The organism is Methylobacterium trifolii, assembly GCF_022179685.1.
In the GTDB taxonomy this organism is placed as follows: domain Bacteria; phylum Pseudomonadota; class Alphaproteobacteria; order Rhizobiales; family Beijerinckiaceae; genus Methylobacterium; species Methylobacterium trifolii.
In genome coordinates, this window is sequence record NZ_BPRB01000297.1 from 1 (window position 1) to 6,892 (window position 6,892).

8 protein-coding genes are annotated in these 6,892 nt (G+C 71.5%); 3 read left to right on the top strand and 5 right to left on the bottom strand.

Annotated elements, in window-relative coordinates:
* Window positions 1-163: 163 nt before the first annotated feature.
* The 3 genes from gmk to COGEMETH_RS22355 all read right to left on the bottom strand — a co-directional run bounded on the left by gmk (window position 164) and on the right by COGEMETH_RS22355 (window position 2,383).
* Entirely contained in the window at window positions 164-838 is a 675-nt protein-coding gene (gene gmk, locus COGEMETH_RS22345; RefSeq protein WP_238184897.1) for a guanylate kinase, read from the bottom strand.
* A gap of 47 nt (window positions 839-885) precedes the next feature.
* Window positions 886-1,749 carry a YicC/YloC family endoribonuclease gene (locus COGEMETH_RS22350; protein ID WP_238184898.1) on the bottom strand — a complete coding sequence of 288 codons (864 nt, stop codon included), beginning with the start codon at window positions 1,747-1,749 and terminating at the stop codon, window positions 886-888.
* A gap of 91 nt (window positions 1,750-1,840) precedes the next feature.
* Complete coding sequence (locus COGEMETH_RS22355; RefSeq protein WP_238184899.1) at window positions 1,841-2,383, bottom strand: PAS domain-containing protein; 543 nt, start codon at window positions 2,381-2,383, stop codon at window positions 1,841-1,843.
* Window positions 2,384-2,618: 235 nt separating this feature from the next.
* Here COGEMETH_RS22355 and COGEMETH_RS22360 point away from each other — a divergent pair, with 235 nt between their 5' ends.
* Window positions 2,619-2,852, top strand: a complete 234-nt coding sequence (locus COGEMETH_RS22360; protein ID WP_238184900.1) for a hypothetical protein — start codon at window positions 2,619-2,621, stop codon at window positions 2,850-2,852.
* A 74-nt stretch (window positions 2,853-2,926) separates the two neighbouring features.
* Here the strand turns inward: COGEMETH_RS22360 and mltG are convergent, their stop codons facing one another.
* A complete protein-coding gene (gene mltG, locus COGEMETH_RS22365) occupies window positions 2,927-4,285 on the bottom strand; it encodes an endolytic transglycosylase MltG (RefSeq protein ID WP_238184901.1) in 1,359 nt (452 codons plus the stop codon).
* Between the two features lie 511 nt (window positions 4,286-4,796).
* Here mltG and COGEMETH_RS22370 point away from each other — a divergent pair.
* The gene (locus COGEMETH_RS22370; protein WP_238184902.1) at window positions 4,797-5,039 is read left to right on the top strand and encodes a DUF6894 family protein; all 243 of its coding nucleotides are present in this window, start codon (window positions 4,797-4,799) and stop codon (window positions 5,037-5,039) included.
* Window positions 5,040-5,064: 25 nt separating this feature from the next.
* Here COGEMETH_RS22370 and COGEMETH_RS22375 read toward each other — a convergent pair whose 3' ends face one another.
* Window positions 5,065-6,090: a DUF2865 domain-containing protein gene (locus COGEMETH_RS22375; protein WP_238184903.1), complete on the bottom strand. Its 1,026-nt coding sequence runs from the start codon at window positions 6,088-6,090 to the stop codon at window positions 5,065-5,067.
* 259 nt (window positions 6,091-6,349) lie between these two features.
* On the opposite strand from COGEMETH_RS22375, the gene COGEMETH_RS22380 reads away from it, so the two are divergent.
* The coding region (locus COGEMETH_RS22380) for a glycosyltransferase family 61 protein (protein WP_238184904.1) at window positions 6,350-6,892 on the top strand (543 nt) is incomplete at its 3' end.

Genomic DNA, 6,892 nt, shown 5'->3' on the forward strand with positions numbered 1-6,892 from the left:
CGGATGCGGCGCTCCCCTCTCCCGACTTAGCTCGCGGGCCACCCTCCCCCGCAGAGGGGGGAGGGAGCCGCGCGAGCCAGGATTGGCTCAGGATTGCAGTCGGTCAAAACCCGTGTCCCCCGCAGCCGCAACGGGGGCGAGGCGGCCGCGGCGGGCGGCGAACCTAGATCAGGCCCCCCTGCCCTTCCCCGAGCAGGCCGTCCACGAAGCTGCCGAGGCCGGTGCGGCGCGTCCGCTTCAGGCGTTCGGCGGCCAGGATGCCGCGCAGGGCGTCGAAGGCGTTCTGGAGGTCGTCGTTGACGATGACGTAGTCGTACTCGGTCCAGCGCTGGATCTCGACGCGGGCGTTGGCGAGGCGCTTCTCGATCGTGCCGGGGCTGTCCTCGGCCCGGCGCTCCAGGCGGTGGCGCAGCTCGGCCATGCTGGGGGGCAGGATGAACACCGTCACAACGTCGTCGGCGAGCTTGGCGCGCACCTGACGGGTGCCCTGGTAGTCGATGTCGAAGATCATGTCCCGGCCGGCGCCCAGGACCTTCTCCACCGGGCGGCGCGGGGTGCCGTAGAAGTTGCCGTGGACCTCGGCCCATTCCAGCATCTCGTCGCGGGCCCGCAGGTCGTCGAAGGCCTCGCGCTCGATGAAGTGGTAGTGGCGCCCCGCGATCTCGGAGGGGCGGCGGGCCCGCGTCGTGACCGAGATCGACAGGTCGAGGCCCCAGCCGCCGTCGTCGGCGATGGCCCGCGTCAGGGTGGTCTTGCCCGCCCCCGAGGGCGAGGACAGGATCAGGATCAGCCCGCGCCGCGCGATTGTTTCCGACACCCGTTCGGCCCGCTCCGTCATCCGCGCGCCCCTGCCGTCACCCGTGGCTGAATGGTCATGATCGCAAACTACTCGACGTTCTGAACCTGCTCGCGGAATTGCTCCACCACGGCCTTCAAGTCGAGTCCGATCCGGGACAGGCTCGCGTCGTTGGCCTTGGCGCAGAGCGTGTTGGCCTCGCGCCCGAGTTCCTGGGCCAGGAAGTCGAGCCGCCGGCCGATGGCGCCCCCAGTCGCCAACAGCTCCCGCACCGAGGCGACGTGGGCTGCGAGCCGGTCGAGCTCCTCGCGCACGTCCGCCTTGGCGGCCAGCATCACCGCCTCCTGGTGCAGGCGCTCGGGATCGAGGGTGCCGGCCTCCGTCAGGGCCGCCACCGCGGCGGCGAGCCGTGCCCGCACGTGCTCCGGCCGGCGGGCCGGGCAATCCTCGGCGGCCTGCGTCAGCGCCGCGATACGGTCGACCTGGGCCGTGACGACCGCCTCCAGCTGCCGCCCCTCGCCGCGGCGGGCCTCGACGAGGTCGGCCACCAGCCGGACCACCCCGTCCGTGAGGTCGCGGGCGAGCGTCTCGGTCTCGGGGGCGGCCTCCTCCTCCGATTCGATCACGCCCCGGATCGCGAGCAGGCCGTCCATCGTGGCCGGCGCCAGCCCCTCGGGCACCGGCACGCGGGCGACCGCCTGCGCCAGGCTCGCCAGCAGCGCCTCGTTGACCCGCACGCGGGCGGCCGTCTCCGGCTTCGTCAGGGTGAGGGAGAGCTGGCACTGGCCCCGGGCCAGGGTCTTCTGCAGGGCGGTGCGCGCCACCTCGCCGACCCCGTCGTGGCCCGCCGGCACCCGCAGCCGCACCTCGAGCCCGCGCCCGTTGACGCTGCGGACCTCCCAGGCCCACTGAACCGGCCCGGAACTGCCGGCGGCCCGGGCGAACCCGGTCATGCTCGCGATCATTCTCGTGCGGTGTTCTTCGCCTCGGGAAGGCCGGTCTAGCACGATCTTCGGTGCGATGCAGAGCCGGCCGGGCTCTGCATCAGGGATGCCGGCGCCGTGCCAGGGTGCGGCCGGTCTCCAGCAGCAGCATGTCCACGAGGAGCCGCAGCCGCGCGTTCTCGCTCCGGACGATCGCCGCGTGCGCCCGCATGGCGTGGTCCGCGGCCTCGGCGAGCGGGTCCGCGGCCGGCCCGTCGGACGCGGCGGCAGGCAGGAACGGCCCCCGGTGAGCGTCGGTCGTGTCGATATAGGCGCCGAGCCCGCGCATCGCACCGGTCTCGTCCGGCGCGAGGCAGCCGCGGTTGAGGACCCAGCGCACGTTGCCGGCCGGGTCGAGGACGCGGAACTCGGCCGCGAACGGACCGCCCGTCCGGCGCACCCGGCGGATCTGTCCGAACACCCATCCCCGATCGTCCGGATGCAGGCGCCCGAGGGCGATCTCCATCGGCAGGGGTTGCCCGGCGAGGCGGGGGTCGCCCGCCATCAGCGCCGCGGCTCCCGCGTCGAGCACGGACCGGCCTGCCGGAACGTCGGTATCCCAGATACCGACGACTCCCGCAGCACGCAGAGCGGGGTCCGCCATGGCCGCCAACGACATCCGTTCCTCCAGTCAGCGTCTCTGATCGCGGACGCGCGCACGGGCCGTCGAAGACCTGTCGGCCGCCTTATCGCCTATGGTCGCACAGCTTGCAATTTCAGCGCTAACGCAATCGTGAGTTGATAAGTCTTGCGTTGCCTCACCGACGTGTGAAGACACCGTACACGAGATTGGTATGCCAGTCCCCCGGGTGGTTTTCATGCGTGCGGAGGCGGCTGAGATGGACGACGCTCCCACCACTACGCTCGGGCGGATCGCGAAGACCTTGGGCCTGCCCGAGGGCGCAGTCTTCGGACCGTACCCCGCACCGGATCGCGGGGCGACGGTGACGGCCGACGAGGCTCTGGAGCTGTTGCGCCTGTTCTCCGGGATCGCGGACCCGCAGGTGCGCCGCGCTTGCACCGCCCACGTCCAAACCATTGCCGGAGAAGGCGCCTGCGCGGACGGGGGCTGATGGCCGATGCCCAACCCCCGCAAAAGGCCCAAAACCCGGCCGGCCGATCAAGTCTCCGGGCGGCGCGCCCTCACTCACGGCTGCTTCAGGGCCGGCACGGTCTTGGGCGAGCCCAGGTCGTAGGTCTTGTTCCTGAGGGGGTCGAGCTTGGTACCCTCGGAGGCGTCGAAGGCGCGCGGGCGGGGCCCTTGCGTCGCGCCGTCCAGGGCGAAGGCGTTGGAGCCGGGCGCGTAGGCGGAGGCGCGGGGCGGAGCGGCGCCGTCGGCGGGGGGCTCGGCCTTGTCGACCGCGTCCGGCGGCGCCTGGCGGCTCTTCTCTACCTGGCGCCAGCGGGCGACGTTGCGCTGGTGGCCCTCCAGGTTCTCGGCGAAGGCGTGGCCGCCGGTGCCGTCGGCCACGAAGAACAGGTCCTTGGTGCGCGAGGGGTTGGCCACGGCCTCGAGTGCCGCCCGGCCCGGATTAGCGATCGGACCCGGGGGCAGGCCCTCGATCACGTAGGTGTTGTAGGGGGTCGCCCGGTCGATCTCGGAGCGCTGGATGCCGCGACCCAGGGTGCCGCGCCCGCCCACCAGCCCGTAGACGATGGTCGGGTCCGATTGCAGCTTCATGCGCTTGTTGAGGCGGTTGACGAAGACGCCGGCCACCCGCGGACGCTCGTCGGCCCGGCCCGTCTCCTTCTCCACGATGGAGGCCAGCGTCACCATCTCGGCGGGCGTGCGCACCGGAACCTCGGCGCTGCGGCGCAGCCAGATCTGGTTCAGCACCTCCTTCTGCTTGGCCTTCATCAGGTTGACGATCTGCTGGCGGGTGGCTCCGCGCTCGAACTTGTAGGTGTCGGGCAGGAGCGAGCCCTCGGACGGGATCTCGCCGATCTCGCCCGTCAGGATGTCGTTCTCGTTCAGGCGCACCACGATCTGCTCGGAGGTCAGCCCCTCGGGGAAGGTGACGGCATGCTGCACCTGCTTGCCGGTGGTCACCGTGTCGATGGCCTCACCGATGCTGGCATGGGCTTTGAAATTGTACTCGCCGGCCTTCAGCGGCGGCTTGCCGGAGAAGCGGGCTGCGAACTCGAACAGGCCGGTATGGGCGATCACGCCCTCGCGCCGCAGGATCTCGGCGATCTCGCCGGTGCCGCTGCGAGAGGGGATGACCACCACCTTGTCGGCCGGCAGAGGGCCCGGCTCCTGCACCTGCCGCTGGAACAGGGTCAGGCCCAGCATCGCGCCCATGGCGATCACCACCGCGAAGGTGAGCAGCCCGCTGATCGTGGCCAAGAACCCGCCTCGGCGGCGCTCCGGCCGCTCCGGGGGCGGAGGCGCGGCGGTGGGTTTGATCGCCTCGTCGGGGGAACGGGGGGAGAGCCGGTTCGGCAGCGACGGCTCGTCCAGGGTGATCGGGTTCGGCGCGGGCGTGGTGCGTCTGCGGAAGAACATGGAGATCCTGCTCGGGCTCGCCCCGGCTGGGCGGGGCGGCCATCGTCCGGGCGGCGTCGGGAGCTCTGCCGGGCGCCTCGGGCGCGCCACGGCGTCCTGCCGCGTGGGGTGAGACCGCAGCTTGCAGAAACTACCCGGATTTGTGGCGAAATTGCCATCCGGCGCCGCAAACGAAGGCACTGGCACCGCCGCCGCCCGCGTCGCCCCGTCGCAGGCAAACCCGTGAACGATCGGCGCGGACGCCCGTTGGCGCTCCAAGGTCTCCGAGCCTTTTGACGACAGGACACGTCCGGCAGCTCACGGACGGGTCGAGGGTAAGCCCGCCCGGCAGGCGCCGCGGCGGGCTTCTCTTGCCGAGGGTCGATTTCCTAGCGAGGGCCCCTCTGCCGCTACGGTTCGCGTCGGCCCTTAGGAACGAGCGTTCCCGACGACATTGCGACCGCACGTGGCCTCGACGGGCTTCTATTGGTACCATATTAAGTGGGAATAATTCCCACGTCGGTGTCGCGCGATGCCCCGTTACTTCATCGACCTCCATGACGGCATCCACTTCGTCAAGGAAACGGAGGGGTTCGACCTGTCCGACGACGCGGCCCTGCGGGGCAAGCTCGTCCGCATCCTCTCGAAGATCGCGCAGGGGCTGGCGCCCGTCCCCGAACGACAGGATTATCTCGCCCTCGTGCGCGAGGCCGGCGGCCGCGTCGTCCTGCGCGCGCGCCTTTCCCTCGACATCGAGCGGGTGGACGGCACCTGACGGCCCGGACGCCTCGCCCTCGGGATCAGTACGGCGACGGCACCACCACGCGCACGCCCCCGGATGCGGGGTCGGCGGCGGGGGCGGGCTCCGTCGGCAGGGCCGACAGCCGGACGCGGATCTTCTCGCCAGGCAGGCCGCCGAAGGCCCGTTCGAGCTGCTGGCGCACCGGCCGGCTTATGCTGCGGTCCTGGCGCAGGGTAACGAAGCGCTGGGTCCGCCCGGCCGTCAGAACGTAGGCCGCGCGCGTGCCGGCGATGATGTCGCCCGTCCGCAGCGTGCGGTCCTGGCCGAAGGGCAGGCGCGGCAGCGCCACCTGACCCGGCCCGTGGCAGGCGCAGGCCGGAACCTGCTTCTGCCGGTAGGCCAGGGCCGTCCTCAAGCTGCCGTATGGCTTTCCGGCCAGACTCCTGGCCTGGGTCACGTCCTCCTCCCCCGGTGCGAGGGTGAACAGGGCGGTCTCGGCGCCGGGGCAGGAGGTCGCGCACGCGGTCTGGTGCACGGGCAGGTCCTTGAGGCTGTCGAGGCGACCGACGGGGAAGGCGTAGCCGTCGCACATCCGCACGCACAGGGTCTGGCGCGCGTTCTGCCAGCCCGCGGCGGCCTTGCCGGACAGGGCCGCCCGGTAGGCCGTGTTCTCCTCGCGGACGAAGGTGACATCCACGCGGCCGGAGAAGTCCGGTGCGACCTTCGGCACCTGGGGCGCGGCCGGCAGCGAGACGTAGCGCGGCCGTGCCGGTGTGGGCCGGCTTGCCACGCGCCGCTCGTGGCGGATCTGGCGCAGGGTCTCCCGCCGGCTCTGCGGCCGGTTTCCGGCCGTGCGCCGCCGCCAGCCCCGGCGGGGCTCCGCGGCCGGGGTTGACACGACCTCCCGCACCGCAGGCGGTGCGCCGAAGGCTTGGCGCAGGAAGCCGAAGATGTCGGCATCCTCGGCCTGCGCGGACCGGACCACGTTGGCGCCCAGCACCACCAGGGCGAATCCGCCGACGATGCCGGCCAGCGTCAGGCTCGCGGCGCTGCGGACGTCAATCGGTGAAACCGGGCCGGACATGGTCGATCCAATTTTGAAGAAGCGCATGCCCGGTCTTCGGTTCGATGGTCGGCGCAGAGCAAGGTGTTACTTTTTCGTCTAAAACAATCCGACGAAATGACAACAGGCGATCCGGTTAACAGGATAGCCCGTTGTCGCCCAAGTCCGAGCCGGCATAGGGCGGCCTCGCCGAACCCTTGATGCCACGATCGGCTTGACGCATGGGGCCGGCCGCGGGAACACTCGCTGCACCGGCCGGCCGGGGTAAGCACGCGTCTCGATGCCGATCTCGATCCTGAGCCGCAATCTCTTCGAGGATATCGGCCGGGACTTCTGGCACGACATCGTCCGCTACCGGTCGCGCGGATTGGAGTTCCGGGACGTCGTCGTCTACCCGACGCAGGCCATGGCGCTGGCCAAGTCCCTAGGCGTCGTCCGCGGCGGCCCGGACTGGCCCTACTTTCCCTTCCAGATCGTCCTGCGCCACTGCCGCGGTCCGGTTCCGATCCGCTGCGATGCGCGGCCCGACGCGACGGAAGGCCCGGCGGAACGGGCGGGCGCCGGCCTCTGGTGTGGCCCGGTCAGCCACCATTTCGGGCACATGGTCGCCGATTTCGGGATGCGGATCGCTGCCTCCGCCCGGTTCGATCCCGACACCCCCCTCGTCTTCAGCACCTGGGACCGGGACGGGCCGGCCCCGCCGCACTTCTTTTGGGAGATACTCGACCATCTCGGGGTTCCCCGCGGGCGGGTGCGGCTCGTGGCGCGGCCGACCCGCTTCGCGCGTCTGCGCGCCCTGCCCCAGGCCGCCGCCGACGAGGCG